This window comes from Undibacterium umbellatum, assembly GCF_014284125.1.
GTDB lineage: Bacteria > Pseudomonadota > Gammaproteobacteria > Burkholderiales > Burkholderiaceae_D > Undibacterium > Undibacterium umbellatum.
In genome coordinates, this window is the sequence record NZ_JACOFX010000011.1 from 1 (window position 1) to 26,043 (window position 26,043).

Genomic DNA, 26,043 nt, shown 5'->3' on the forward strand with positions numbered 1-26,043 from the left:
ATGGTCTTCATGAACGCGTATTTGGCAGCGACTCCTGCGCAAAGTACGCTGCCGCCTTTTTTACGATATCGCGCTCCATCTTTGCCTGGGCCAGCTCCTTGCGCAGTTTGGCGACTTCCGCTTCGAGTTCCGGCACCGTGCGACTTCCTGGGGCTGTCTTCTGTGTCTGTCCACTCTTGGCCGCATTCACCCAACCAACCAAAGTCCCTTTCGGAATGGCGATACGAGATGCCGCTTCCTCTAGTGTCAATCCTTGTGCCAACACAAGTTTCACTGCTTCTTCCCGCAATTCCGGTGTATATCTCTTTTTCTGTTTCATTATTTCTCCTGATCGTTTATTTTAACAAACAGGAATGTCCTAAAAAATCAGGATACCTCAACCATCAATGCGGCGGAGCGGGTGGTGTCGCTGGCGGACGGGGCTGTGGTAGAGGTGCGGGCTGCTGTTGCGAAGGAAGAGGTGGGGTTAAAGCTGGCTTGAGCAAGCACATTGATTGATAGCAATATCTAGTCCAGCTGCAGCACCTTGAAATTATTGCGCCCTGCGTTCTTGGCCATGTACAGGGCTTCATCTGCCTTCTTCAGCAGTTCATTGGCGCCAGCGTTTTTTTCTGACGAAATTGCCACGCCTATGCTGGCGGTGACCATGAGAGAATTTGTTTCTATATTGAAAGGCGTAGTCATGGCCTGCACGATTTTGCCTGCCACCATGTCGGCTTCGCTATGCATATTGAGACCTTCCAGCACAATGACGAATTCATCCCCTGCCAGGCGGCCTGCCAGGTCGGTCTGGCGTATGCAATGCCTGAGGCGATTGGCAAATTCTTGCAAAACCAGATCACCGGCATGATGACCCAGGCTGTCATTGATGCGCTTGAACTTGTCCACATCCAAAAACATGACAGCCATCAGCCTGCCGTTGCGCTGTGAGCGGGCACTGGCCTGTTCCATTCTTTCATTGATCTGGTTGCGGTTGGGCAGGCCGGTCAACGTATCGAACCTGGCCAGTGCCAGCAATTGTTTTTCTACTGCCTTGGCGTCACTGATGTCGTTGATCAGCGTATTAACCCCCACCACTTTACCGCTTTCATCATATTGCGGTACATAGGTGGCGTGATAATAGCCAGTCTGGCCAGCGATACTGATCTCGGTTTCAAATTCTGTTTTTTCACCTGCCATGGCCAGTTTGTAATGGGTTTGATGCTCTTGCAGCATGGTGCCACTGAGCAATGAAGAAACGGGCTGGCAGCGTATCTGTGGCAACGGCAAATCAAACCAGGTCTCATAGGGCCGGTTGATGAATTGATAGCGATTTTCTGTATCGATCAGGCTGACAAAGGCCGGGATATTGTCGGCAATGGTGCGCAGCAAGCCTTCGCTGGCAGCCAGCTTCAACTCAGCTTCCTTGCGGGCGGTGATGTCGATGACCATAGAGTAATAACCCAGGGTTTCACCCTTTTCATTGATATCTGGCACATACTCGTATTGCAGGAAGCGTTTGATATTGCGCTCAGGTGCATAGCGTTCAAAGGACACTTTTTCGCCGTGGAGGGCTTGTTGTATTTTGCTTTTTAACTCAATGTAGGTTTGTTCGCCAAATACTTCTGCAATTGTTTTTCCTAGCAAATTGCCAGGTTCCAGACCAGGTATCTGACCGTAGTTACGGTTGCAGAACTGGTAGCGTTCATTGGCATCAATATAGGCGATCATGGCGGGTACATTATCAGTGATGGTGCGCACCCGTTCTTCACTGCGCATCAGTTCATCCTGCACCCGCTTGAATTCGGTGATGTCTTCCACCAGCACAAAGAAACCATCGACGTGGCCAGACTTATTGAAATCGGGCGCATACGTAACCCTGTCCCATTCCCAGTGGCCATAACGCTGTATGCGGCGTTCATAGCGTGTCCATTCGCCATTAAGTACCTTGACAACATGCGGCCTGACTATCCTGTCATAGATTTCGGGTGTCGCCACCTCGCGCATGCTTTTGCCGATGACTTCGGCAGGTTCCATGTGCGACAAATGGGATATGCGTTTATTGGCAAAGGTGTATTTCTCTTCATGATCGATATAGCCGATGAAGGCCGACATATTATCGGCAATCAGGCGCAACTTGTTTTCACTGGCGCTCAAGGCTGCCTCTGCAGCACGGCGCTTGGCCATGGCATCATCGAATGCCTTGGCGAGGTCACCTATTTCATCTTTGGGATAGATCTTTTCCTGCAGTGTATCCATCCAGTCAGGCACGGCGTTATTGACCTTGTTACGCAGATGCTGCAGTGGTTTCAATTGCCAGTACATGAACCACCATCCCAGCAGTAACAAGATCATTAGCAAGCCGGAACTGGCAAGGGTGATTTTTTTCCTGACGTCGGCGATGATCACAAAGGCTTCATTGGAAGGATAGGCAGCAGCGATTATCCAGTCCACCGACTTGAGCCTGCGATAAGATAAAATTGCTTCATCATTTTTGCTGTCGCGCGAAATCAGGCTGCCCTCCAGCGCGACATAAGCAGCCTTTGGCAATGGATGTTTATCTGGCCGCACGTGACTATCGGCTAGTATGCGGCTGCTTTCTGGATGGGCCACAAAAATACCCTGTTGCGTGGTCACATAAAAATAGCCATTACCACCAATTTTTGTGCTCGTCAGATCGGCCAGGAAACTGTCCTGCTCCAGCTCGATAATACCCGCCAGCACGTAGCGCAACTGGCTATTGCCATCAAAAACAGGAACACACATGACGATCAGCGGGCGGCTGGAACTTGTGCCTTTTTGTGGTGGGGAGATAAACAGTTTTTTGTGCTTGAGCACTTCCTGGAAATAATCCCTGCCAGCCAGGTTGATTTTGCCGCGATCATCTGCACCATGCAATACTGCCGCCAGTTCCCCCTGCAAGTCTATCACCGCCAGATTATCAAACAAACCGCCAAGGCTTTTTTGGTGTGACATGAATTCTTGCAATTGCTCCTTGCCAGCGTCGTCAGTTGGCAGGTCTGTCGCCAGCAGTATCAGGGCATTTTTCCTGAGCTCGACCTTTTGGTCAACTTCGTTGGCCATAGCCAGAATCACGCTGTTCTGCCTGGCCACGATGAGTTTTTCCAGGGCTTGCTCGGAAACCGAGGTTGCCAGCCAGGACAGCAAGGCCAGGGAAATGACAAAGAACACCGCCACCGCCATGGTCAGGCGGGTTTTCAAACTGATGTCGCGAAATCGAGAAAACCGGCTGGACGACATGGCATTCTGAATTGAGAATTGGTCTTGAACCCGATATTAGCATTCGTGACCATGGTGACAATCAAAATTTCATTTTATGCCTGGCAATTCCAGGGCAACGTGGTAAATCCACCCTCACTTTTGCAAAATTTGCACGGCAGTCTATGAATAGGCACCCAGCCTGTCATCAGCATGGCAAGCCAGTGTGTCCCTGGCATCGTGGTGCTGCCCCTGCTCTGGCGGGCAAAGATCTGAAGCAGCGTGCTCCTCCGTCTTGTGCTGTGATGCTGGCACAGCAGCAGTAGGGGCTGCCGCATGGCTGAAATTAAGCCCTATATCATGACTGTAGTAGAGCCAGGGATATGCCGCATTATCATAGCCTTGCTGGTGTGTGCTGATGTTATCCTGGCGTGTGTCGTTTGCTGGCACGCCAGCTTGCTGTGCAGCGATCTGGCGCGCCCGCTCTGCCATTTGGCGGATATAGGCTTGCACATCGGCTGGGATGGGGTGCCCGCTAGATTGATAGCTTGCCAGCATTTGTATGGCGGCCTGGGTTTCATAGTGCAGCTTTTCCAGCTTTTGCTTTTCTTCAGTAGCGCTGGATATCTTCTCATCAGCACTGTGTATCTCTGCCCCCTTTTGCTGATCCAGAAAAAAAGCCAGGCGCACCTGCAAACTTGTCAGCGCAACGGCTGCGCCTGGCTGTGCAAACAGGCCAAGTAGCTTGCGGTTCTCCCTGAACACCGCCCGCACCACATCATCCACAAAACCGGGGCAGGCCAGCACCAGGGCGTCCAGCACTGATGCGGAAAACCCAGGTAGCAGGCCCGCCACCTGGGTTTCCAGCCATTGCCGCTTTTGCTGCTGCAAGTGCTCCAGAAACCTGCTCTGCCTGGCAATTTCATCCTGCATGACGAGCAAGGCATGTTGCATGCCTTGGATCGCCAATTGCATGTCCGGCAAGCTTGTATCCAGTGCAGGTGGGGTAGTGCTGGCATGTGCGTCAAGCATGAGTGGCCTTTTCCTGAATTTCGCCATCTTCACGGCGGGATAGAAAATAATCGACAAAATACTGCCGCAAAGCGGGTTTGTGCATATCAGCATGCCACTCCAGCGCCTGGCCAGCACGTATGCTCAAATCTGTCCACGGATTGAAGCCCAAGTCAGTGATCTCATGCATACGTAGAAAATAACGCCTGTGCCGGGCCTCACCATGCCACAGATGACGGATTTCTCCCTCCACCAGGCCAAGCCTGCCCTGCACCTGCTGATAAAACCGCTGGCCCCAGGCTTGCAAATGGGCAATCTGGGCATGATCATGCTTCAGGGCATTTTGTATGCAAAAATTATAGTCGCCATAAATGGCGTGCGCCATGAAATGATCGGCACTACCTGATATTGCCGCCTCATACAGCCCAATGCTGTCAAACAGGCTGCGCCGCATGGCCCAGCCATAGCCAGTATGCCCATGCGTATCATAGCGCCCTGCATGCAGGCTGCCGGGCTGCTCTTGCATCATGGCGGCAAATGAAGTGACACGGTCAGGTTGCGCGCCCTCTTGACCATCTTGTTGCAGGCGCAGGCAACTCTGCCATACCTGTGCCACAGGATATTGCTGCAAGACAGCGACCAGTTCCCTGACCCAGTTTTTGTTATCAAACAAAATATCGCAATCCAGCCATGCCACATAACGACAACTGGCAGGCAGCCATGAGGTGGCCAGGTTCAGCAAGCGCTCTTTTTGCCAAAGCAAAGTCGCTGAGCGCAACTGCAAAACATCGACAGCCGCAGGCAATTCAAAAGCTGCATCACCAAATGCACACTCCACCGTAATACAAGTCACCCCTACCGAGCGCATGCCCTGCATGAACACATCATAATTCTGCCTGCGCGAGACATACCGGCAGGGGTTGAAATAAGTGGTGAGGACGACGAGTTCAGACATTGTAGACGTGCCGTTCTTTGTACATGCTGGATAATAGCAAGTATTCATCTCTAGTACACTGATGCTACACTCCAGGACCCGAATACTGATTTCACCACTAACCTGGTGCCAACAATGAGCACGCTCTATGAAGCAGATCCCTGTATTTTATAATCCTGCCATGGTTGTGGAGATCGATCTTGAATCACCATCACCAAAGAAACCAAGGGAGGTCGTCGCTGAATGGCAGCAACGCTATCCGGTAGAAGTCATTGATTTTGCACCTCTGTGCAAGGAAGACTTCTGCCTCGCTCATAGAGCGGAACATGTGGATGGCATCATCAGCCTGCAAATTGCCAATGGCATGGATACCCGGCATCAGGAAGTTGTCGATTCTCTGTACTGGACGACTGCGTCTTTTTACGCGGCAGCAGAGCATGCCTTACACCATCGCGTTGCCGTATCCCCGACGTCAGGTTTTCATCATGCTGGCCATGATTTTTCATGGGGCTTCTGCACCTTTAATGGCTTGCTGATTGCCGCCCTCAAGCTGCTCAATAATGGCGCGGTCACGCTGATAGGCATCCTGGATTTTGATTACCATCAGGGTGATGGATCGCAAGATATCATCGATAAACTGGTGCTGAGCGACCGCGTTTTGCACCGCACGGGAAAGATTCATTACACCCGCAAAAAGCAGGCTTTCTTTCAAGAGCTACCTGGCTTGCTGGAATCATTGAAGGGCGTAGATATTCTGTTTTACCAGGCCGGCGCTGACCAGCATGAGAATGACCCGCTAGGTGGCTTCCTCAACAATTCAGAAATGCGGGAGCGTGACCTGCAAGTATTTCGCTTTGCCAAAGCGCATGATATTCCCATCGTCTGGAATCTGGCTGGTGGCTACCAGGAGGAACGCACTGAGCAAGGCCGCTGCATACAAAAAGTGCTGGATATCCACAATTCCACGATGGAATCCTGCATGGATGTGTACCTGGATGCGCAGCCAGCTTAAGCCCCCCTGCCATGCAATTTTTTTACGCCAGCTTTGTTGCTAAAATCAAGCACCTCTTCAGACTCCGTACTCATGCGCATACAAATCCTGTCCGACCTGCATCTTGAAGCCTGGGGTGATACTGCGCCCTTTGGCAACCCTGCCATCAGCCAGCCTGATGTCGTGGTGCTTGCCGGTGATATTCATGCGGGCAACCAGGCAGTGAGCTGGGCGGCGCAGCACTTTGCCGGCATCCCGGTCTTGTATGTACACGGCAATCATGAAGCCTACGGCAAGAACCTGGAAGACATGCAAGTTGATATTGCCCGGGCTTGCGAAGCCACGGAGAACGTGCATTTTCTTAATGCCAGTGAATATCAGATGGGAGATATACGCTTTTTGGGTGCGACGCTATGGACGGATTTTTGTCTGTTTGGAGAAGAGCAACGTTACTTCGCCATGACAGAAGCGACAGACTTGATGCCAGACTATCAGCGCATCACTCTGGCTGCACAAGGCTATCGCAAACTCGTCGCTGATGACACTGCGCTTATCCACGCCAGGCACAAATCCTGGCTCAAAAAAAGACTCGATGCCTCTTTTGATGGTCGCACCGTCGTTGTCAGCCACATGGCCCCTTCATCGCAATCCGTCTCACCCCACTATGCCGACGATTTGCTCTCCGCCGCCTTTGCTTCGCAACTTGATGATCTGCTCCAAAAGGCAGATTTATGGATACACGGCCACATGCATGAAAGCTTTGATTACCAGTTGGGAAAATGCCGTGTCATCTGCAACCCATGTGGCTATCCGCTGCACAGTGGCAGGATGGAGAATGCAGATTTTGATCCGGATTTGATCGTGAATCTATAGAACTCATTTCAGAAATAGGATGAGTGCGAACATGAAAAAACTGAAGATCCCTATTGCAGCCTTACTGCTTTATATGCTTGCCACATGCTGCTTCGTGCTACCCCTGATCTTCACCTCATTGCAATTTGATGGTGGCGCAGGATACGCTATCACAATGTACTGGGCAGGTGGTTTCATTTCTGTCCTGATGGGCATGCTCTTTCATTTATGGGACAGGTCGCGTCATGCGCCAGGACAAAAGATCTTTGCAGCAGGCGTGGACAAGGATGTCGTTCCGCACAGGCTGGGAGAAACTGAAGAATGAGAAGGGGGAAGCGTTACTCCCAATTCTGGTAGCGTCCCCACATAAGACAAACTCAGCCTGCCTTGCTCTCATTAGAATTGCGAAGCAGGCCGAGAATGATTGGCTACTCTGGCAAACTCACCCCAGCCACAATTTAAATTCAATACCATTCTGGATGCTGCCTATCACCTGCGCCTGGTTTTCTGCGCTTTCGCAGAAGCTGGCGAGTGCACCCGCCGCCGTGATCTGGCCTTTGCTGAGTTGATTATTCCAATAATCAAAACCCGCCTGGTCTGGCGCACGGTGCAAGACGTTTTGATAGAAGTTGGTGATCAGGGTGGTCGTGGATGGATTGGCACCATAGAGCTTCTGGAATTCTGCTGACTGGAAGAAACCAGCAGCCACCGTTGTCAGGCTGGAGCCCTTGTCCATGTCCTTGATCCAGTAGCCCAGGCCTTCAAGGTCAGGTTTGCGGTCAAATGCTGCCTGGTAGATGCGATAAGCCTGGCCTGCATTGCCATTGATATCCAGCGCAAGACTCTTGTCGCCAAATTGCAGTCGCTCGACATTAACCAGATTATCCACATCACCATTGGATTTGACACGCATCTGGTAACCTGCGCCCACCGTGGTGACAGTATAATTGCTGGCAAATCCGGCCATGATGACTGTATCCATGCCAGTGCCACCATCGATATTGTGATTACCCGTTAAAACATTGATGGCATCATTGCCGCTACCGGCATTCACATGCAGGCGTCCGCCACCGCCATTGATGGTGATCAGGTCGCCACCCGCGCCAGAGGCAATCAGGTAGTCGGAATAAACTGTTGCTGGCAAATCCACACTGATAGTGTCGGCACCGCTGAACAGCGACTCATCTGCCAGCATTTTTTCATCAATTTGCTGGTTGGCAGCGACATTCACGGCAACACCCGTGACGCGGTTATAGCTGCCGTCGCGGTACTCAGTGACGGAAGATGTCATCACTCCACTCACGCTGGACTTGCTCAAGCCCTGTGCCACGCTGATGGAATTGGATGACAGATTAAAATTGCCATCTATATTGGCCGACACAATGAATTTGTCGGCAGTTGCTGTCACCCGGCTGATGGTACCAACGTTATTGCCGCTCATATCACCCTTGATCGAACCCTTGACCGTGATGCTGACATTGCCTGTTACCGCATCATAGTTCGGACTATAGCTGGGAAGTAACGTGGCAAATGTCAGATCTGTCAGCACTACGCTGGTCGGCGTAATGGATACAGAATTCGCACCATTGACCGTGGTATTGGCGTAGTCGAAATTAAACTTGCCGTTTTGAACAATCGACATCAGGCCACTGCTATACAAGCTCAACTTGGTAGCCGAAGCCTTGCCCTGCAAGGCATAAGGGTCTTCCAGCACCACTCCTGTATAGGTAGTACTAGCGCCGTCAGGAAAACCTATGCGTACCTGGCTGCCACTGAAATCGAATGAGGAATAATAAGCATGATCCCTGGCCCAGAGCGCGCCCAATTTGGGAAAAATATCAAACAAAGTTCCAAGACTACCGTTGGTTGGTGGAGCTTTGATGAGTTGCTGATAATTTGCGGTAACGACTGTTTGTGACAGTTTGATGTTGATATTTGCCATGAATAGCTATTAAGAATCTTAAAAAATGAGGAAGCGGATAATTCCGCCAAACTTGCTCGAATAGCGTTTTAAACGAGCATTAAGCCCGGCGAATGCTACAGAATTATTTTTCACGCCGCAATGAAAATGGCATTTTTTATTGAAAAATTATTAATATGAAAAGCAGGTTTTAATTTCCCAAAGACATTCTTGATGCTCATCAAAGGTTAAATTATTTAACAAATCTAATTGCCAATTGAATAATATTGGTTTATATTTTCATAATTATAAATTCATTCACTTGTCAGCAGGCATAGATCACTATCACCCAAGACATCATGACCCAGGGAGTACGCATGAAGCACATTCGCCTCTTGATTGCCAGTACGCTATTTTTTGCCTTGTCAGCTTGCGACGGCGGTTGGTCAGGCTCTCGTTACCAGCTTGTGACTTCATCCGATGGCAAGGTCTACAGACTGGATTCACAGAGCGGCACCGTGCATTATGTCACCCCAGAAAAAATGCTGGCGCTGAATGATGAACTGCCCACCTTGCACATAGGTGAGTATTATCAGATGGCCGATGCCTCAGGCAATGTCAAGTATCTCAAGTATGTAGGTAATGCCCAGTTTGAAAAGAGCCCGGCGTCTAGCCAGGTGAAGTGATCCGATACAACTTACAATCTCAAGCGGATATGAACTGCCTGCTTGGCAGTTCAAACCAGCCACATGCAGTGCTGGTCGATTGAGTCACGGATATATGATGGCAGTAAAGAAAAGAAAATTAATCGTTTTCGATCTTGATGAAACGTTGGTTCATGCAAGCAAGACAGAGTTGGGCCATCCCGCCGCTTTTGCATTTCCACCCTACTTTGTCTATCAGCGTCCCTTTCTGGCAGAAATGCTGACAACAATCGCAGCAGAATATGATTTGGCAGTGTGGTCATCTTCATCAAGGGAATATGTAGATGCGGTAGTTACGCACGTCTTTGGCGCGCGTTACCCGCTGCAGTTTGCCTGGTCGGTAGAGCGCTGTGTACAGAAAGTGGATGTCAGGAGTAACGGCTACGTATACATCAAGGACCTCAGAAAAATCCAGGGACAAGGCTATAAGCTTGAACAGATAATGATGGTGGATGATTCACCTGAGAAAATTGCCAGGCAGCCCAAAAACCATGTGGCAATTGCAGCCTACACAGGCCATCAGGATGATCGGGCATTACTGGATTTGCTGCAACGCTTGAAATCCAAAAATACAGCGGCAGCGTAAATCCCAGCCATGGAGCGTGTGACCCTATGATGGCTCTTCGGGCCGGGCTCACTCCTGATAGCGTTCAAATATGCGCCTCAATTCCCCATTTTCCTCAAGCAAAACCAAAACGGCAGCTATCTTCCTGACCAGTTCAGGAGACATGGTCTTTGCCATGCCCAAGTAGAATTTTTCTGTCAGTTGTGGCTTGCTCAATAAGCGTATCTTGTCTTCCAGGCCGGCCTGCCTGATTGCCAGGCCTATGCCGGGCTTGCGGTGGCAATAGAAACGGCCGCGTCCTGCCAGCAACTTTTTCAAGTTAGAGATGGAGGAGGTTGCCGTGTCATCTATCTTCAGGCCACCCATCTGCGTAAGAATATCAACAATACCAAAGCCGCGCAGGGCCAGGATGATGCCTTCATTACCGAGCTTGCGTATGTCATCCCAATCTCCGACTGAGACAGTATCATCTGCCCGCACGGCCAGCAGGTAATTGACAGTAAACAGTGGCGTTGGCGCGAACTGGTATTGTGAGGTATTGCGGGCTATGCGTTGCACGCCGCAGATGACATCAATATTTCCAGCATTGAGTGCAGCATCGATACGGGCGCGCGGTTGCCAGATCTGATCACCAACAAATCGCAGCTCAGAATCAGCTCTTTCCATCGCACGCATGATATCCACACACATGCCGCCTACGGCAAGCTTGCCTTGCGGATTAAGGATCGCAATATACTTTGGTTCGGATGCTTCCTGAGCGGCAGTGCGTATTTCAGCAACAGCACAAGCGGGCAGCATGAGCGTCAGGAGCAACAATTTCAATAGGCCTTGCAATGCCCATAAAGGACGAAATTGCATGAACCTCATTACCTATATGCCAGCCACTTGTCTGATTTCACAGCCTGACCTGATGTAGGCGCATAACTGCCAGAACTTGCATGCGTGAACTGCTGCAACTTGAAAATACTGACCACATTCGACAAATTGCCCGCCTGATCCTGCAAGCTCTTGGCCGCCGCAGCAGCTTCTTCAACCAGGGCGGCGTTTTGCTGGGTCACGCCATCCATTTGGATGATGGCAGTGTTGATCTGGTCTATGCCGGCAGACTGTTCTTTGCTGGCATCATTGATCTCATTCATGATACTCGTTACTTTTGCCACACTATCGACGATCTCGGACATGGTCGCCCCGGCCTGATCGACCAGGCGAGACCCCTCACCCACTTTATCGACCGAATCAGAAATAAGAGACTTGATTTCTTTCGCAGCGCTGGCTGATCTTTGCGCCAGATTGCGTACTTCAGAAGCCACTACGGCAAAGCCCCTGCCCTGCTCACCGGCACGGGCGGCCTCAACTGCGGCATTCAGCGCCAGGATATTGGTTTGAAATGCAATGCCATCAATAACAGCAATAATATCGACGATTTTTTTCGATGAATCACTGATCGCACCCATGGTCGCAACGACTTGCGATACCACGGTGCCTCCCTTGACAGCAGCGTCAGACGCCGCATGCGCCAGTTGATTGGCATCGCGTGCATTTTGTGAGTTCTGCTTCATGGTGCTGGTCAACTCCTCCATAGACGAAGCCGTTTCTTCCAGCGAACCAGCCTGGCTCTCGGTGCGGGCTGAGAGATCCATATTGCCATTGGCAATATCGGTCGATGCGCCAACGATGGTATCGGTACTGGTGCGCACCTCACTGACAATATTCACCAATCCATTATTCATGTCCTTCAAGGCCTGCATGAGCTGGCCGGTTTCATCGCTGGATTTCACTTCGATATTTGTCGTCAGGTCACCGTCTGCCACACTGCGAGCCATTTTCAATGCATGATGCATGGGCCTGGTAATGCCTACGGTCAAAAACCAGGCGCAGGCACTACCAAAAATAATAAAAACGATGATCATTGCGCTGATCAGCATGAAGCTGTTTTTGGCGATGGCATCGACTTCCTTGCTAAGATCATCCACATCTTTTTTTTGAAACTCAAGGAAATCAAGTTCGCTCTTTTGGTATGCATCCGACACCGGCATAAATTGATCAAACAACTTTGCGGCGGCTTCCGCCTGACCGTCTTTTTTTAACTTACTAAGCTGGTCACGCATTGCAATGTATTGCTTGCGCACAGCAATGATGTTGTCGAGCAGTTTTTTCTCTTCTGGAGAGCTGATATGCTCTTCCATGTATTTTTGTATTTCATTATTCCGTGCAGTAGATGCCTTGGCATCACTGGCAAAATATTCTGCCAGCGACTCATCACTACTCTTCACTATCGCCAAAGTACGTTTGAGCCCGGCTACAGTAATCCGGTACCATTCCTCGGTCATGCGCTCTTTTTTGAGCGGTTCCTGCATCATGGAACGAGTACTGTCAGCAACCTCATTCAAGCGCCACAAACCTATCCCGGAAGAAATCGTCGCCAACAACATGACGAGGCCAAAGCCCAGGGCGAGACGTATCCCTATGTTCAGATTTTGAATTTTCATTGCCTGTCTCCTGGACATTTTTGTAGCAAGGCACTGCAGAGCTGGAGTTGCCCCCGGGATATCCTCATGGGCCAAACCCGATCTTGCCTTTCACCTTTCTTTACTAGCTCTGGCGAGGCAAGAGTTCATTGTTTTATTTCTTTCAAGCATATCGGGCTATTGCTAATCTGCAAGTCAACGATTGCAAAATGCCGTTAAAACAATATAATACAAGCCTCTCACTTAAGGGAAAACAGTTGAGACTAGCGAAATTTTTCCATGCTTTCTTGAAGCTTATTTATTTCTTCTGTCTCAACCATGCCACAACTCCATGCTATCCGCGCCGACATCACCAAACTCCAGGTCGATGCCATCGTCAATGCTGCCAACTCTTCCCTCCTGGGCGGTGGCGGCGTTGATGGCGCCATCCACCGCGCAGCCGGGCCAGACCTGGTCCACGAATGCCGTCTGCTTGGTGGTTGCAAGACAGGACAAGCCAAAATCACCAAGGGCTATCGCTTGCCCGCTTCTTGCATAATCCATACCGTAGGCCCGGTCTGGCGTGGTGGCTTGCAAGGCGAACCTGACTTGCTGGCTTCTTGCTATCGCAACAGCCTGGAACTGGCGGCCTCAAAACAATTGCACAGCCTCGCCTTCCCCAGCATCAGCACGGGTATTTATGGCTATCCGGTAGAACTGGCAGCGCGTGTTGCGGTCAATACCGTCAGGGCTGTAGCGGCAGAACATCCCGTCGTAGAAGAAGTCATCTTTTGCTGCTTTTCAAATGCTGATCTTGCGGTCTATGAGACGGTGATACGAGAACTCCACCCGTGAAGAATTGATTCTGGATCACGCAAGGTGTGTAGCTTGCGCTTTACTGCGGTTTTGAATTTGGGGTTACTGTTGGGTTTGACGTTGGGGTTGCAGTTGTTTTTGAGGTTGGCAGTTCCCATGTGTAGGCTTCTTTTGCTTCCTTTTCTTGGCGAGACAAGAAAAGGGCGTAGCTGCCGGTCTACCACCTGCCTGCGCTCACAAATGACGCATGGCCCCATCTAATTTCGCAGCATCGAAAACATGACGAATCTGACATAAATTCACCAAATAGCTTACCACTAAGGCCTCTAGATTCCAGCTAAGCCCACGCAGGAATGACACTTAAGAGAGTTTCGGTGATTAGACATTACTTAGCCTGGTGATATATATTTTCAGACTATAATCCAGACATTGAAGCACCTAACTTCAAACTTGACGAGCCCATCATGCGCCATCTCATTCTCCTTTTCACTCTCGCCTGCACCACCAGCTTCGCACATGCCATCGACTGCAATAAAGCCTCCAACACTATGGAAATCAATGAATGCGCTTCCATCGAACAACAAAAGGTCGAAGCCAAACTGAACCAGGTGTATCAGCGCGTGCTGAAAGGCTTGGAAAAAGACCATGCCTCTGACCGAAAATTCGCTGAAATGAAAAAGGCTTTCGTCGATGCCCAGCTTGCCTGGATCAAGTTTCGTAAAGCAGAATGCGATGCCGTCTATCACAACAATATAGGCGGCACCACACGCAATGTCATGTACATCAGTTGCATGCAGGTGCGAGCAAAACAACGTATCGCAGAGCTGGAAGAATTTGAGAAAAATTAAACTGCTTCAGCAATGAAGAACGTCTATACAGTTAATGACATAGCGCGCCTGAAAAAGAAAAGCCAGCTGAATGTCCAGGAGCAAAATGCCTTAACTGAACACGCGCAAAGAAGTGAAACCTACTACTGGCGCGTCCATGCCATCCCCAGTGCTTTGCGCAATGTGGGACTAGCTCGCGGGATAGATTGGGATCGCAGTATCATCGTCGATCTCCATATTGATTATCCAGGTGTGTCAAATTTGTATGGCATGCTGCTATCTCAAGATGAGAGATTCATCCGCTTTGACATTGATGCAGATGAAAAACATGAAACCATACTGACTGTTTATGAATGGTCGGACTGTACTGCTGAACAAAACCTGAATGCCCATAATCGAGGAACAGGTATGGGCAAAGGTGCATTGGCCTTGCTCATACGTCATGAGATTCTTGGGCCCCCTCCCCCTGCAACACCGGCGCACACAAAGGCAGGATCAGGATAAAACTGCTGCCCTCGCCCACCCTGGACTGCAAACTGATGGCCCCACCCAGTATGCTGGTGACGATATTGTAGGCAATGCTCATCCCCAGACCAGAGCCACCCTTGCCAAGCTTGGTGGTAAAGAAGGGATCAAACACACGGGAATGATGTTCATCGGATATGCCTGTGCCATTGTCGCTGAAAATAATTTCCACCTGTTCTGGATTAAGCATTCTCGCTTTCAGTGTCATCATGCCATTGCTGCGGCCTTCAAACGCATGTGACAAGGCGTTGGTGACAAAATTGGTGATGACCTGCCCCAAGGGGCCGGGATAACTGTCCATCATGACACCACTGACCAGTTCACAATGCATGTTGTGTCCGGATTTTTTGTACATAGGTACAAGGGTGGCAACGATTTCTTCCAGTGTTTCCTTGAGCATGAAGGGACGGCGCTGGTTACTGGACTGATCTACGGTCACTTGCTTGAAGCTGCTGATCAGTTCATGTGCATTGCCAAGATTGCGCATCAACAACTCTGCCCCTGTGGTGATGGTGGCCAAATAATTGTCGATGGAGCTTCGGCGCAGCTTGCCGGATTCGAGAGTGGCCCTGAGTATGGCAGACTCGTCCTGCAAGGTACTGGCGACGGTCACGCTATTGCCTATCGGGGTATTGAGTTCGTGGGCGATGCCAGCCACCAGAGAACCCAGTGCGGCCAGCTTTTCTGAGCGCACAAGTTCATCCTTGGTACGATTCAGGGTGTTCATCGCTGCGGCAAGTTCCCGGTTGGTTTGTTCCAGTACCATGGTGCGCGAATGAACTCTGGATTCAAGCTGCTGGTTGATTTCCAGTATTTGCTGCTCCGCTTCGCGCTGGCGGGTAATGTCGACACAGCAAAAAATGTACAGCTTTTCATGCTGAAATTCTATCGGGCGACCAAATAATTCGCAAATCAGGATACGCCCATCCTTACGCCTTTGTTGCACTTCAAAGCGATCCAGGTTATTCGCTGTTTGCAAGGTAGTCACCATGTTTTCGCGCTGCTTCAAATCAACCCAGAGCCCAAAGTCACGCGAGCGTTTGCCAACCACATCTTCACGCTGGAAACCAAATTGCATCAACCAGAAATTATTCACGTCGACAAACTCGCCATTTTCTATGCGTATCAGTGCTAGCGCCATGGGCGATAGCTGGAAGATAGCAGAAAATTTATATTCACTCTGTGTCAGTTCCTGCTCATGACGCTGGCGCATTTGCAAGGTTTCGAGAAAGGCATTGAACCAGGCCACCAGCTCGGTAATTTCATCCTGACCTGTGGGGAGCGGCAAGGGTCTGCTGATATCGAATTTATTCTCTTGCAGTAGTCGAAAGCCATCAGAAATCGCCTTCACGGGTTCCACCATCTTGCGTTTGAAATGACGTCCGGCCAGGGCAATGACGCCGAAACACATGAGCATGACAATCGTCGCCAGCAAGGCGATGCGGTTCATTGGTGCAAGCAGGGTCTGTTTCGGGATGACACCAAACACGCACCATAAACCATCTGCCGTGCAGGAATAATTCACCAGCGCCTTATGCGGGCCGAGCTGGCGCTCGGTGCTACTAGCTTGTCCAACAGGGACACTCCTCCGCAATGCTTCAATCTCGCCAGGTGCAGCCTGGCCGATATTGCCGGGCTCTGGTGCATACACCAATCGTCCCTGAGCATCTGTGACCAACAGATAGGCTTCCCGGCCCAGGTCCAGCCGGGAAAAATTCTCGGCCAGATACTCCGTGGAATAATTGATGAGCAACATGCCCACCGCCTCTGAGTCGCGCTTTTCTTCCGAGTAGCGGCGTATCACTTTGACGGCGGTCAAGACCTTCCGGGCTGGTGACGCGGTGTTCAAATTGTCTTCCACCCCTAACCAGATCAGAGATTGTGATGACTTGACGGCGGCCTCATAAATTCGCTGACGCTGAGCATCGTTGACGGCGGGCACGGCCAATGTATCCCCCACATAGAAGCGATTGCCTTTCGCAGTGAACAAGTCTATGGACACCAGTCCTTTCAGATTGCTATAAGCATTAAGGCTTTGCCGTATGCCGACCTGGGTGGACAACTCATCAAAAGAATTGCGCTCCTTGCTGCTGGAGGCATCGGTATTGGCAATTGCCAGGCCTATCTCTTCTATGCTGGCAATACGCGCGGCCAGACTTTCTATCTGAGCAGTTTGCAAGAGGAGGTAATCACGCTGGTTACTGATCAATTGTGCGCTGTAACTGTCAGCCAGATCAATCACGGTGCGTTTGACCATGTCAAACGAAACGATGGCATAAGCCAGCAAGGGCAACACGCTGACGACAAGCAGATAAGCGATCAGCCTGATTGTGATATTCGTCTTGAAGTTCAAGGGCTCGTCCGCTTATTTTAAATTGTTTGCAGTGACCAGTCGGGTGTTGAGAACTGTGACAGGAGGCACCTGATCACCCTTGAGCCCGCGAAATGCCAGCATCACGCCGACATATCCCTGCTCGGCGGCGTTCTGATCCACAGTAGCCAGCAAACGCCCTTGCCGGATGGCAGCAACGGCCTCTTCCAGTGCATCATAGCCGATGACTGCAACATTGGTCTTGCCACTATCCTGCAAAAATTTAATCGCCCCCAAGGCCATCATATCGTTGGCGCAGAACAAAAGACGTATCTCAGGGTGTTCGCCCAACAGACGGCTGGTCAGATCGCGTGCCTCGTCGATTTTCCAATTGGCCGATTCCCTGGCGACGACTTTAATCAGCTTGCTGCTGGCAAAAGCCTGCTCTGCCCCCTGCACCCGCAAGCGTGAGTTTTCTGTGCTGCGTATACCTTCGAGAATGGCGGCAGCGGTCGGCTTGCTGATTTGATCAACGGCATACTTGACCGCCTCAAAGCTGGCTTTTTCATTGTCCACACCGACAAAGGGTATGGCTTGCATACCCTGGCTTTGCATGGTTGCCGCATCGAGCCGGTTATCCAGTCCGACGATGACGATGCCCTTGTCCTGTGCTTTCTTCAGCACTGCCACCAGCCGTTTGGAATCTCCTGGTGCAATCACAATGGCCGCGATCTTGTGCTGGATCAGCTCATCCACAATTTGTATTTGTTGCTCTATCGAAGTCTCTTGCGCACCAGTCTTGACAACGAGATCAATACCATATTCCTTGCTGGCACGTCTCGCCCCCTGCTCCATTTGAATGTAGTAAGGATTGGTCAGCGTCTTCATCACCAGGGCAACGCTGGGGCCAGCCCTGGGTTTGGCAGCCTCGGCAGGTGCCTGTGTAGCCACCGCACGGGCCTTGCCATTACCTGCCTCGCCCTGGCAACCAAGCATCGTTAAAGCGAAGAAGCCGACCGCAATGGTCGTTAGCGATTGACACAGTTTCATGATTTCTCCCGTCTGCAGGCAAGTCCCCAGCTTATGCTAACACCAAGCAGACTGCGTGGGGGGCAGTCTGCATTTGTGAAATTTTGTCAATCATGAACAGGCCGGGACATGACATTGCACAGCATTGCTGGCTTTGGGCTTGGGTGGCAAGTGAACACGAAAGACCTCTTATAAAAAAAGCAGCCCGAAGGCTGCCTAAGAACATGGGCATGCATATTATGCATAGGGCGCACAATACTTACACCGAGGAGGAGTATGTTCAGACAAGAGCATATCAATGCGCTGTGACGGCAACATGACAGCCAACTGCATCAAAACTCCTCCCAGTCCTCCGCTGAATTTTGCGCTTTGCCGCCAGCCCGCGCTGGCGCCGCCTGGCTGGCTTTTGGTGCTGCCGCAATTTTCGGTGCAGCAGATGTCGCAGGTTTTGCTCTCTGTACAGATGTAGGGACGCTGGCGACTGCTGCCACTTGCCTGCCATCATCAAGCTTGAACATGCTGATGATTCTCGACAAATGCTCTGCCTGTTCTTGCAGGCTTTCGGCAGCAGCGGCGGCTTCTTCCACCAGGGCGGCATTTTGCTGTGTCATTTCATCCATCTGGGTGACGGCGCGGTTGACCTCTTCTATGCCTGAGCTTTGTTCCTGGCTGGCAGCAGTGATTTCGCTCATGATGTCAGCCACCTGCTTGACCGAGGTGACGATCTCGCCCATGGTCTGGCCTGCTTCATCCACCAGGCGCGCACCGGAATCGACCTTGCCTACCGAGTCATCAATGAGGGACTTGATTTCCTTGGCAGCCGTGGCAGAGCGTTGTGCCAGGTTGCGCACCTCGGATGCCACAACAGCAAAACCGCGCCCTTGCTCACCGGCACGGGCAGCTTCCACTGCAGCATTCAGCGCCAGGATATTGGTCTGGAAGGCAATGCCGTCAATCACGCTGATGATATCGACGATCTTTCTGGAACTGTCCTTGATCGACACCATGGTGTTGACTACTTGCGACACCACCTCGCCACCCTTGCCTGCCACAGTAGCGGCAGAAGCCGCCAACTGGTTGGCCTGGCGCGCATTGTCGGCATTTTGCCTGACGGTGGAAGTCAATTCTTCCATCGACGAGGCGGTTTCTTCCAGTGAGCTGGCCTGGCTTTCGGTACGCGCAGACAAGTCAGCATTGCCTGATGCAATCTCGCCGGAGGCGAGCCGGACTGAACCACTGGTGGCGCGTATGTCGATGAGCACCGCCGCGATCTTGTCGACAAAGCGGTTGAACGCTTCGCTGATTTGCGCCAGTTCATCACGGCCATCGGCAGCCAGGCGACGGGTCAGGTCGCCTTCGCCTGTCGCGATATCGGCCATGGCATCTCGTACCAGTTCAAGACGCTTGAGGGCTCGTGCAACCAGAGTGGTCAACAGAAGTGCAGCAAGCGCCACGACGATGATGGCGGTGACAGCCGATGTCGTCAGCATGGCGGACAATGCCTGCGTGGCCTCGGCACGGTCAAGCACGGTCGCCAGCAGCCAGTCAGTGCCAGCGATTCTGGTGACATACAGCATGCCATCGCGGCCATTCAAATGAATGATGCTACTGGTCTTTGATGCCTCGGTAGCCGTCAATACTTCCGTCGTCAGCTTGGCATCCAGTTCACTGAGTGGTTTGAGTGTCAGTTTTTCATTGGGATGGGCGATGATCTTGCCACTACCATCGAGCAGAAAGGCATAACTGGCAGGGGTAGGTTTGATGGAGGCGACATTGCTGGTCACAGCATCAAGCATGACATCGGCTGCCGCCACTGCCTTGATACCGCCCTTGGGGCCGATGGGGTCGGCAAAGGTAACCACCAGTTTGCCAGTGCTGGCACCGATATAGGGCGTGGTAATAATGGGGCCGCCTGCTTCGCTGGCCTTGATATACCAGGGCCGTGCAGTAGGATCATAATCGGCAGCCCGTTTGCGCTCTTGCGAAAACACCGCGCGCTTGTCAGCAAAACCTATATAGGCCATGTCAAACACACCAGCCTGTTCGCCCGCCTTGAGTGCGCCCAAAGGTTCTGGCAATTCCGCCGCCAGCTTCAGCGAAGCAACTGCGGCCTGCTTGGACTTGACCCACTCGGTAATGGCGCTCGCGTGGCTTTCAGACAATTGCAATAACTGGCTATTGAGCGCATCCATGGTGCGCGAGCGCGTGGTAAAGAAATTCGCTACTACCATGGATAACATGGCTATCACTACTATGGTCACACAAATGCTGATGAGCTTTCTACGCAGTGACGAGAAAAACATACCAGTTCTCCAATACTTTAAAAAGTCGGGCAGGATAGTTTACAACGCGAACTTTTGCAGAATAGCATTCATTTCATGATGCGGTAAATACAGTAGCGCTACAAATAAGCTGACCGTATTTTCAGTTGTTTCTTATATGGGCATGAACATCCTTTGCATTGTCCCTGTTTCGGCACAGTTGCAATTTTGCGACGTTGCCACATACCAATAGTGTTGATATCGACAGTCTGGATCCTGGTCCCATCTCGCTCTTCAGCGGAGGATATTCTGTCATTTTTCTTAACATCCTGCCGCACTGCGGCAAATGCGAGTGTGGTTGCAATTGTTAATTTTCTTTATGAACCAGTTTGTATTTGGCCTGGCCTTTGATTTCCTGCTAAAGCACTGCTATCTTTAGTCGCACACGAGTGCGCATTCACTTCAGACCTTGCCAGCAGATAAGCAATCATCCAATACCAGCGCCACTGCCTACGCAGACCAGGCAAGCCTGATTTTCATGCTGCACCTGAACAAAATACGGACCGTGTAATATCTTGCAACAATTTTACCGTATGCAGCCCGATGCATGAACTATCATGGATCGGATTCCTTTCAATTTGACTTTACAAGCAAAGATGGATGCACTACGCGCACAATTGCATGACACTTACACGTCAAAAGAGACGGGGGACTTACTCGCGCTGGGCGTCAGGCCAGGCTTGCACGAGCATGAGTATGCCACGATAGAATCGGTACTGTCAGTGCGTGGCGTCGATATTTCAGCAGTACAGGAACAGCGCCGCCAGCGTGTGAGAACGACAGAAGTGGCCGATACCAAGGATGAAAAACTGGCTGGCGTATCCAAGCGTGTGATAGCTCAGTTCATCGATACGGTAGGTGTGGCGCTGTTGCTGGCGCTACTGGGTTTGCTGATCACGGTGACCATGCCCAATCTGTTCAAACAAACCAACCGGGTGATCTTGATCTTGTGGTTGCTGTACCTGTTGTTCAAGGACGGCTTTGATGGACAGAGCCTGGGCAAGCGCGTCATGAAAATACGTGTGGTGCATGCTGACACTGAGCATCCCTGTAGTTTGCAGCAATCCTTGTTGCGTAATCTGGCTGTGTTGACGGTGGTAGATTGGGCTTTTGCACTGGGGCGCAAACAGTTGCGGCTGGGGGATATGCTGGCGAGGACCAAGGTGGTGAGGGAGTAGTGGGTGGAACTTATGCTTATTGCATAGTTTCGACACAACTTCACCAGACTCATCGCCCTGCAATGATAGTGAATCGTATTTAAGTCATTCCTGCGTGTTTTTGGCAGGAATTCACAGGACTAGCACTCCAGCGACGTTTGCAGCAAACTATTCGCTGCACGAACTTCATGCCTTGAGGAATTTTACGATTTAGGTATTTCAAATACCAGCACACGCCTTTTAAGACGTGCAGGCTGGGGGTAGCCCGGCAGCTAAATTCAATGCAATTTGAATCTCCGTTACATTGACGTTGCTTTTGACTTTGGGATTGCCTTTGATCTTTGCCGTTCCGATGTGTCGATGCCTTTGCTGCGAGGCAGAAAATGGAAAAAGAAATGACCGTTGTTTGAGCGAAGCGAGTTTCGGGCATTTCCCATTTTTTGACTTGCAGCAAAGGGGACCCCGCAGGGGCAGCGACGCCTCGGTCGCCTTTTTTCGCTTACTTTTTTGGCGAAGCAAAAAAGGTGAGTAGCTGCAGGGCTACCCCCGGCCTGCAATCATAGATTACGTGTGCAGGTATTTGAAAATCTAACTCGTAGAGTCTGCAATTTTGAATTTATTGCATTGCGCGGCATGCAACGAACGCCGCTGGAGCGCCAGCCCGGTGGAGCGCCAGCCCGGTGGAATGACATCACTATTATCATGGCATCTTGAAGATGAGCACACCTGGTGACAGTAGCAAGATGCCTGTCATCGCAAAGCCATCATCACAAGAAATTCGTTACATCAAAACCCACCAGGCTCAGGTTATTGATATTCTTCAAGGTGCCTACCAGCACGATTTCATCCGGTGTGATGTTGTTGACATCCAGTTGATTGATTACATACCAGATGCTGGCGTCGCCAATGATGTCAGCGGTGATCAGCACCATCTTGCTGGCGACGGTGGGGCCGGTGAAGGCTTTACCAGTGCCAAACAGGGCGGCAAGTTTTGACGAATCAAGGGCATTGCCCTGTACGGTCAACACATCGCCATTGGCCCATGCCTTGGGTGTCGTGGCGGCGGCATTCACGGCGGCGATCTTGGTAGTTCCTGTCTTGTTCAGAAAGGCAGAGAAATTCAATACGTCGCCACCCTTGCCTATCGTGAAATTGGTGATGGTATCAACACCATTGGCAACCGGGGTGATGCCAAATACATAGGTGTCAACCGCGATGCCACCCTGCATGGTGTCATGGCCACCGCCACCAGTGAAAAAATTGGCGTAGCTGGAGCCCTGCAGCAGATTATTGGCTTCATCCCCTTTGATGGTGGTAGTCACGGTTACCTTGGTGCCCGAGGTACCTGTGCTTGTTCCGGTGCTGGTGGTGGCCGGTGCAATCTGGCTCAGATCAACATAATCCACCTGCCTGATGTCGCCACTCAGCAGGGCCAGTGGCTTGCTGTCGAGGGTCAGGGTGTCCAGATTCAAATCGATCACCAGAGGGGTAGTCAATGCGCCTTTGCCGCTCAATAGATGATTGGTTTCATTGAGTGGAATATCAAGGTAGTTGACCTGCAAATCAGTCTTGACTGCATTCAGGATATTGGCGACCTTGCCGCCGATGAAAGCAGCGTTATCCAGTGTAACCGTCAGGTTAGCGACGTTATTGATACTGGCATGCGCAGTCGCCTTGCCGCTCAGCGTCAGCGTCGCCGTGGTATCCGTGGTCTTGACCAGAGTGCCAGTCAGGCCCGCAGGCACATTGGTGAGCTTGCCCAGGGCGGCGCCGATATTACCCTTGAAAGTGTCGCCAGTCAGGGTCAGGATGATACTGCTGGTCATGCTGCCATCATTGAGCTGTTGCTCGACAAATGCCGGTGCTGAATAACTGATACTACCTATGGTAGGTGTTACTTCCGATGCCTGCGCCACTTTCAGGACCAGTTGTTCTACATTGGTGGGGGCAGCCGCGGCTTCGGCAGCCGTGGGCATGCGCCCTATCAATGTCGTGTACACCACGCTGGCATATACCTTGGTTGAGGTAGAAATCTTGAATTCTTGCGACTGCGCAAACTGGTTTAGTATCTCACCACGCGCCATGCCGTTATTCATCTGCTCTACCCAGTAACTACGCCCGGCAGCATCGGCTGCACGTCCCAGCACATTTTGGTAAATCAGATCCAGATACTGCGAATTCGACAATTTTGCCCCGTATTTGGCGACAAACTCTTCAGAATGTGCAAACACGTCGGCAATCTGGCTATTGCTGCCACCATTCCTGTGAACCCCCATCCAGAACACAAAGCCATCAGTATCAGGAATGCGGTTAAACGCGGCAAGATACAGGCGCACGATCTGCTCGGCAGCAGGGCTGTATTCCGGAGCAATCAAAAAACTGTATTCCACCCCGGCACGGGTAAGCAAGCCAGAATCCAGACGCGAGGCATACAAATCTACCGTCTGTTGATCGGGTTGTCTGTCCCACAGTATCTGGAACAAGCCTGTGATAAATTCTTTATTGGTTTTGGCCATCATTGCACCCGCAATATTTGCAGCAAATGTTGAAATCGAAAAAAACGAGCATTCCTTGGTTTACGGCAAACTTTTTCAAAATTCCAGTGTCTCATGGCATGACGAAAAAATTCTCCTTCGGGAAACCGGGCAAATGTCTGGCTTGTCACACGGCAAAACCCTGATTGAAGCAGTAGATTTAAGGAGTATATGCCAAAAAATTTCAGCGCGATTCCTACAACAGCAGTTGAAAAGCCAGCCAATTCGATTTTGTTATCGCTGCATACTTGATAAAATATACATCATCCGCTCGTTGCCCTGACCAGCAGAAAGTACCACATCATGAAAATCGTCATTCTATTCCCTACCCAGACTGAAGCCAGCCTGTTCCAGCGCGAAGGCATCATCTCCATCGTCTCTGGCGTGGGCCTCACTGCCACGGCCCATGCAACCCTCAGGGCCATTTATGAATATGAGCCTGACATGCTCATCATGGCTGGCATTGCTGGGGCTTATCCGCATTCCAGCTTCAAGGTGGGGGATGTGGCGCTGGTAGAAAGTGAAGTCGAAGGCGACCTGGGCTTCTTTACTCCCGATGGTTTCACCCATCTGGCACACCTGCCCATCGATATGGAATTTGAGCGCCGCCACACCCTGAACTGCCCTTATCTGCCAGCAGGCACAGAGTTTTTGCGGGCGCGCAGCATGTCACTCAATGCTGCCATGGCCCACTATGTTGACACCGAATTCGTTGACCTGGAAAATATGGAAGGTGCCGCTTTCTTCTACACCTGCCTGCAAGAAGATCAGCCCTTCCTGGAATTGCGTGCCGTCTCCAACTTTGTCAATGTCGATAACGATGAATGGGATATGCAGGGTTCCATCAAGGCCATGACCAAGGCGCTGCATCAGCTACTCGATAACATACAACACTGATTTTTACTTATGCACGGACCAGACCCTTACAACAAACACCCCATGCAGGGTTTTCCCCAGGTTTGCTATATCAAGAATACCGTCAGCAACCCCAATATACTGATAGGTGACTACACCTATTACGACGACCCTGCAGATTCAGAAAATTTTGAGCGCAATGTGCTCTATCATTTTCCTTTCATCGGCGACAAACTCATCATCGGCAAATTTTGTGCCATTGCCCGTGGTGTCAAGTTCATCATGAATGGTGCCAACCATAATATGGCAGGGGTATCGACCTATCCCTTCCAGATATTTGGCAATGGCTGGGAAAAAACACCCATGGACCTGGAAGCCTTGCCCTACAAGGGCGACACCGTCATCGGCAATGATGTCTGGATAGGGTATGAAGCCCTCATCATGCCGGGCGTGAAGATAGGAAATGGGGCCATCATCTCTTCCCGCTCGGTCGTTGTCAGCGATGTTCCCGCCTACACCATCGTCGGCGGCAATCCAGCCAAGCCGCTACGCCAACGCTTTACACCGGATGTCATCGAGACACTGGAGCAAATTGCCTGGTGGGACTGGCCTGGAGAAAAAATCAGCCGCCATATCAGTGTCATCACAACTGCCGACATTGGTGCCTTGAAGGCCTGTGCGCAGGCTGAGTAATGTAACCGCAGCTGCTTCGTTTTATTCTTGCAAAGTTCACCATGAAAATTTCAGATATTCCCTTTGGTACCACAGACTGGTCTGCCATAGAAAAAACCGAACATCCCGGCATCACAGGCAAAGCCTTTTGGCGCACATGCAAGTTTGGTGATATCCGCGTGCGTATGGTCGAATACACCCCTGGCTACCTGGCAGACCACTGGTGCAGCAAAGGGCATATCCTGCTTTGTCTGCAAGGCGAAATGCAAACCGAACTCGACGATGGCCGCGTGCTGACTTTAACCGCAGGCATGAGCTACCAGGTGGCGGATGGAGCGGAGGCACACCGCTCATCCACCAGCACCGGGGCCAGTCTGTTCATTGTCGACTAAAG

Annotated in this window: 24 protein-coding genes and 1 pseudogene; 13 read left to right on the forward strand and 12 right to left on the reverse strand. The window is 51.1% G+C overall.

What is annotated here, in order from left to right; all coding sequences use genetic code 11:
• From H8L47_RS18545 to H8L47_RS18565, 5 genes and pseudogenes are all read right to left on the reverse strand, one after another.
• Positions 1-319: pseudogene (locus H8L47_RS18545) on the reverse strand (transposase); the annotation flags it as partial.
• A 47-nt stretch (positions 320-366) separates the two neighbouring features.
• Positions 367-504 (reverse strand): hypothetical protein, encoded by a 138-nt coding sequence (locus H8L47_RS18550; RefSeq protein WP_186955094.1) that lies wholly within the window; start codon positions 502-504, stop codon positions 367-369.
• Between the two features lie 3 nt (positions 505-507).
• Positions 508-3,240: a sensor domain-containing diguanylate cyclase gene (locus tag H8L47_RS18555; protein WP_186955095.1), complete on the reverse strand. Its 2,733-nt coding sequence runs from the start codon at positions 3,238-3,240 to the stop codon at positions 508-510.
• Positions 3,241-3,381: 141 nt separating this feature from the next.
• Positions 3,382-4,230, reverse strand: coding sequence for a hypothetical protein (locus H8L47_RS18560; protein ID WP_186955096.1), 849 nt, complete (start codon positions 4,228-4,230; stop codon positions 3,382-3,384).
• Positions 4,223-5,164: a glycosyltransferase gene (locus H8L47_RS18565; RefSeq protein ID WP_186955097.1), complete on the reverse strand. Its 942-nt coding sequence runs from the start codon at positions 5,162-5,164 to the stop codon at positions 4,223-4,225. Before H8L47_RS18565 ends, H8L47_RS18560 begins: the two co-directional genes overlap by 8 nt.
• A 127-nt stretch (positions 5,165-5,291) precedes the next feature.
• Between H8L47_RS18565 and H8L47_RS18570 the strand changes: the two genes are divergently transcribed.
• From H8L47_RS18570 to H8L47_RS18580, 3 genes are all read left to right on the forward strand, one after another.
• A complete protein-coding gene (locus tag H8L47_RS18570; RefSeq protein WP_186955098.1) occupies positions 5,292-6,155 on the forward strand; it encodes an arginase family protein in 864 nt (287 codons plus the stop codon).
• 72 nt (positions 6,156-6,227) lie between these two features.
• Positions 6,228-7,007 (forward strand): metallophosphoesterase, encoded by a 780-nt coding sequence (locus tag H8L47_RS18575; RefSeq protein ID WP_186955099.1) that lies wholly within the window; start codon positions 6,228-6,230, stop codon positions 7,005-7,007.
• 31 nt (positions 7,008-7,038) lie between these two features.
• Positions 7,039-7,311 (forward strand): hypothetical protein, encoded by a 273-nt coding sequence (locus tag H8L47_RS18580; RefSeq protein ID WP_186955100.1) that lies wholly within the window; start codon positions 7,039-7,041, stop codon positions 7,309-7,311.
• A gap of 117 nt (positions 7,312-7,428) precedes the next feature.
• Here the strand turns inward: H8L47_RS18580 and H8L47_RS18585 are convergent, their stop codons facing one another.
• Positions 7,429-8,928 (reverse strand): DUF4214 domain-containing protein, encoded by a 1,500-nt coding sequence (locus tag H8L47_RS18585; protein ID WP_186955101.1) that lies wholly within the window; start codon positions 8,926-8,928, stop codon positions 7,429-7,431.
• Between the two features lie 335 nt (positions 8,929-9,263).
• Here H8L47_RS18585 and H8L47_RS18590 point away from each other — a divergent pair, with 335 nt between their 5' ends.
• A complete protein-coding gene (locus H8L47_RS18590) occupies positions 9,264-9,572 on the forward strand; it encodes a hypothetical protein (RefSeq protein ID WP_186955102.1) in 309 nt (102 codons plus the stop codon).
• 97 nt (positions 9,573-9,669) lie between these two features.
• Positions 9,670-10,176, forward strand: a complete 507-nt coding sequence (locus H8L47_RS18595) for an HAD family hydrolase (RefSeq protein WP_186955103.1) — start codon at positions 9,670-9,672, stop codon at positions 10,174-10,176.
• A 48-nt stretch (positions 10,177-10,224) separates the two neighbouring features.
• Here the strand turns inward: H8L47_RS18595 and H8L47_RS18600 are convergent, their stop codons facing one another.
• Together H8L47_RS18600 and H8L47_RS18605 are read right to left on the reverse strand one after the other, a co-directional pair.
• Complete coding sequence (locus tag H8L47_RS18600; RefSeq protein WP_186955104.1) at positions 10,225-11,013, reverse strand: substrate-binding periplasmic protein; 789 nt, start codon at positions 11,011-11,013, stop codon at positions 10,225-10,227.
• Between the two features lie 8 nt (positions 11,014-11,021).
• Positions 11,022-12,644 carry a methyl-accepting chemotaxis protein gene (locus H8L47_RS18605; protein WP_186955105.1) on the reverse strand — a complete coding sequence of 541 codons (1,623 nt, stop codon included), beginning with the start codon at positions 12,642-12,644 and terminating at the stop codon, positions 11,022-11,024.
• 297 nt (positions 12,645-12,941) lie between these two features.
• Here H8L47_RS18605 and H8L47_RS18610 point away from each other — a divergent pair, with 297 nt between their 5' ends.
• The 3 genes from H8L47_RS18610 to H8L47_RS18620 all read left to right on the forward strand — a co-directional run bounded on the left by H8L47_RS18610 (position 12,942) and on the right by H8L47_RS18620 (position 14,749).
• Positions 12,942-13,457 carry an O-acetyl-ADP-ribose deacetylase gene (locus tag H8L47_RS18610; RefSeq protein ID WP_186955106.1) on the forward strand — a complete coding sequence of 172 codons (516 nt, stop codon included), beginning with the start codon at positions 12,942-12,944 and terminating at the stop codon, positions 13,455-13,457.
• 425 nt (positions 13,458-13,882) lie between these two features.
• On the forward strand, positions 13,883-14,266 hold the full coding sequence (locus tag H8L47_RS18615; RefSeq protein WP_186955107.1) for a lysozyme inhibitor LprI family protein: 384 nt from the start codon (positions 13,883-13,885) through the stop codon (positions 14,264-14,266).
• Between the two features lie 12 nt (positions 14,267-14,278).
• A complete protein-coding gene (locus H8L47_RS18620; protein WP_186955108.1) occupies positions 14,279-14,749 on the forward strand; it encodes a hypothetical protein in 471 nt (156 codons plus the stop codon).
• Here the strand turns inward: H8L47_RS18620 and H8L47_RS18625 are convergent.
• The 3 genes from H8L47_RS18625 to H8L47_RS18635 form a co-directional block, all read right to left on the reverse strand.
• Positions 14,679-17,123, reverse strand: coding sequence for an ATP-binding protein (locus H8L47_RS18625; protein ID WP_186955109.1), 2,445 nt, complete (start codon positions 17,121-17,123; stop codon positions 14,679-14,681). The genes H8L47_RS18620 and H8L47_RS18625 overlap by 71 nt on opposite strands.
• 12 nt (positions 17,124-17,135) lie before the next feature.
• Complete coding sequence (locus tag H8L47_RS18630) at positions 17,136-18,131, reverse strand: substrate-binding domain-containing protein (RefSeq protein WP_222616593.1); 996 nt, start codon at positions 18,129-18,131, stop codon at positions 17,136-17,138.
• Between the two features lie 311 nt (positions 18,132-18,442).
• Positions 18,443-20,413: a methyl-accepting chemotaxis protein gene (locus tag H8L47_RS18635; protein ID WP_186955110.1), complete on the reverse strand. Its 1,971-nt coding sequence runs from the start codon at positions 20,411-20,413 to the stop codon at positions 18,443-18,445.
• A gap of 575 nt (positions 20,414-20,988) precedes the next feature.
• Between H8L47_RS18635 and H8L47_RS18640 the strand changes: the two genes are divergently transcribed.
• On the forward strand, positions 20,989-21,609 hold the full coding sequence (locus H8L47_RS18640) for an RDD family protein (protein WP_222616594.1): 621 nt from the start codon (positions 20,989-20,991) through the stop codon (positions 21,607-21,609).
• Positions 21,610-22,355: 746 nt separating this feature from the next.
• Here H8L47_RS18640 and H8L47_RS18645 read toward each other — a convergent pair.
• Positions 22,356-24,104 carry a DUF4214 domain-containing protein gene (locus H8L47_RS18645; protein WP_186955112.1) on the reverse strand — a complete coding sequence of 583 codons (1,749 nt, stop codon included), beginning with the start codon at positions 24,102-24,104 and terminating at the stop codon, positions 22,356-22,358.
• On the opposite strand from H8L47_RS18645, the gene H8L47_RS18650 reads away from it, so the two are divergent.
• From H8L47_RS18650 to H8L47_RS18665, 4 genes are read left to right on the forward strand one after another with little or no spacing between them, the layout of a single operon-like run.
• Complete coding sequence (locus H8L47_RS18650) at positions 24,076-24,405, forward strand: hypothetical protein (RefSeq protein ID WP_222616595.1); 330 nt, start codon at positions 24,076-24,078, stop codon at positions 24,403-24,405. The genes H8L47_RS18645 and H8L47_RS18650 overlap by 29 nt on opposite strands.
• 20 nt (positions 24,406-24,425) lie before the next feature.
• Positions 24,426-25,019: a phosphorylase family protein gene (locus tag H8L47_RS18655; protein WP_186955114.1), complete on the forward strand. Its 594-nt coding sequence runs from the start codon at positions 24,426-24,428 to the stop codon at positions 25,017-25,019.
• A 9-nt stretch (positions 25,020-25,028) separates the two neighbouring features.
• Positions 25,029-25,670 carry a Vat family streptogramin A O-acetyltransferase gene (locus H8L47_RS18660; protein ID WP_186955115.1) on the forward strand — a complete coding sequence of 214 codons (642 nt, stop codon included), beginning with the start codon at positions 25,029-25,031 and terminating at the stop codon, positions 25,668-25,670.
• Positions 25,671-25,711: 41 nt separating this feature from the next.
• Positions 25,712-26,041 (forward strand): DHCW motif cupin fold protein, encoded by a 330-nt coding sequence (locus H8L47_RS18665; protein WP_186955116.1) that lies wholly within the window; start codon positions 25,712-25,714, stop codon positions 26,039-26,041.
• Positions 26,042-26,043: the final 2 nt, after the last annotated feature.

Bases quoted from the DNA above. Each gene is read 5' to 3' on its own strand.
- H8L47_RS18555 (WP_186955095.1), bottom strand. From the start codon at position 3,240: ATGTCGTCCAGCCGGTTTTCTCGATTTCGCGACATCAGTTTGAAAACC.
- H8L47_RS18560 (WP_186955096.1), bottom strand. From the start codon at position 4,230: ATGCTTGACGCACATGCCAGCACTACCCCACCTGCACTGGATACAAGC.
- H8L47_RS18565 (WP_186955097.1), bottom strand. From the start codon at position 5,164: ATGTCTGAACTCGTCGTCCTCACCACTTATTTCAACCCCTGCCGGTAT.
- H8L47_RS18570 (WP_186955098.1), top strand. From the start codon at position 5,292: ATGAAGCAGATCCCTGTATTTTATAATCCTGCCATGGTTGTGGAGATC.
- H8L47_RS18575 (WP_186955099.1), top strand. From the start codon at position 6,228: ATGCGCATACAAATCCTGTCCGACCTGCATCTTGAAGCCTGGGGTGAT.
- H8L47_RS18580 (WP_186955100.1), top strand. From the start codon at position 7,039: ATGAAAAAACTGAAGATCCCTATTGCAGCCTTACTGCTTTATATGCTT.
- H8L47_RS18585 (WP_186955101.1), bottom strand. From the start codon at position 8,928: ATGGCAAATATCAACATCAAACTGTCACAAACAGTCGTTACCGCAAAT.
- H8L47_RS18590 (WP_186955102.1), top strand. From the start codon at position 9,264: ATGAAGCACATTCGCCTCTTGATTGCCAGTACGCTATTTTTTGCCTTG.
- H8L47_RS18595 (WP_186955103.1), top strand. From the start codon at position 9,670: ATGGCAGTAAAGAAAAGAAAATTAATCGTTTTCGATCTTGATGAAACG.
- H8L47_RS18600 (WP_186955104.1), bottom strand. From the start codon at position 11,013: ATGCAATTTCGTCCTTTATGGGCATTGCAAGGCCTATTGAAATTGTTG.
- H8L47_RS18605 (WP_186955105.1), bottom strand. From the start codon at position 12,644: ATGAAAATTCAAAATCTGAACATAGGGATACGTCTCGCCCTGGGCTTT.
- H8L47_RS18610 (WP_186955106.1), top strand. From the start codon at position 12,942: ATGCCACAACTCCATGCTATCCGCGCCGACATCACCAAACTCCAGGTC.
- H8L47_RS18615 (WP_186955107.1), top strand. From the start codon at position 13,883: ATGCGCCATCTCATTCTCCTTTTCACTCTCGCCTGCACCACCAGCTTC.
- H8L47_RS18620 (WP_186955108.1), top strand. From the start codon at position 14,279: ATGAAGAACGTCTATACAGTTAATGACATAGCGCGCCTGAAAAAGAAA.
- H8L47_RS18630 (WP_222616593.1), bottom strand. From the start codon at position 18,131: ATGAAACTGTGTCAATCGCTAACGACCATTGCGGTCGGCTTCTTCGCT.
- H8L47_RS18635 (WP_186955110.1), bottom strand. From the start codon at position 20,413: ATGTTTTTCTCGTCACTGCGTAGAAAGCTCATCAGCATTTGTGTGACC.
- H8L47_RS18640 (WP_222616594.1), top strand. From the start codon at position 20,989: ATGGATCGGATTCCTTTCAATTTGACTTTACAAGCAAAGATGGATGCA.
- H8L47_RS18645 (WP_186955112.1), bottom strand. From the start codon at position 24,104: ATGGCCAAAACCAATAAAGAATTTATCACAGGCTTGTTCCAGATACTG.
- H8L47_RS18655 (WP_186955114.1), top strand. From the start codon at position 24,426: ATGAAAATCGTCATTCTATTCCCTACCCAGACTGAAGCCAGCCTGTTC.
- H8L47_RS18660 (WP_186955115.1), top strand. From the start codon at position 25,029: ATGCACGGACCAGACCCTTACAACAAACACCCCATGCAGGGTTTTCCC.
- H8L47_RS18665 (WP_186955116.1), top strand. From the start codon at position 25,712: ATGAAAATTTCAGATATTCCCTTTGGTACCACAGACTGGTCTGCCATA.